This is a genomic window from Methylobacterium sp. A54F (assembly GCF_053346035.1).
This window is the reverse complement of record NZ_JBKFBF010000082.1, coordinates 1-329: the sequence shown is the minus strand read 5'-3', so window position 1 is coordinate 329 and position 329 is coordinate 1. Positions and strand designations below refer to the sequence as shown.

Below are 329 nucleotides of genomic sequence, written 5' to 3'. Positions count from 1 at the left end.
CTCCGACAATTCGCGCATCAACCTCACGGACGGTGCCGACGCCATCGCCCAGAAGGTGCGCAAGGCCAAGACCGACCCGGACGCCCTCCCCTCGGGGGTCGCGGGGCTCGCCGGCCGGCCCGAGGCCGACAACCTCGTGGGCATCTTCGCGGCGCTCGCCGACACCACCCGAGAGGCCGTGCTCGGCCAGTACGGCGGCGGCCAGTTCTCGGCCTTCAAGGGCGCGCTCGTGGAGCTCGCCGCCGAGAAGCTCGCCCCCCTCGGCGCCGAGATGCGCCGGCTCACCGCCGACCCGGCCCACATCGACGCCATCCTGGCCGACGGCGCGG

General features: G+C 74.5%; 1 pseudogene. It reads left to right on the top strand.

The features are described from left to right. Window positions 1-329: pseudogene (locus ACLBXP_RS25435) on the top strand (tryptophan--tRNA ligase); the annotation flags it as partial.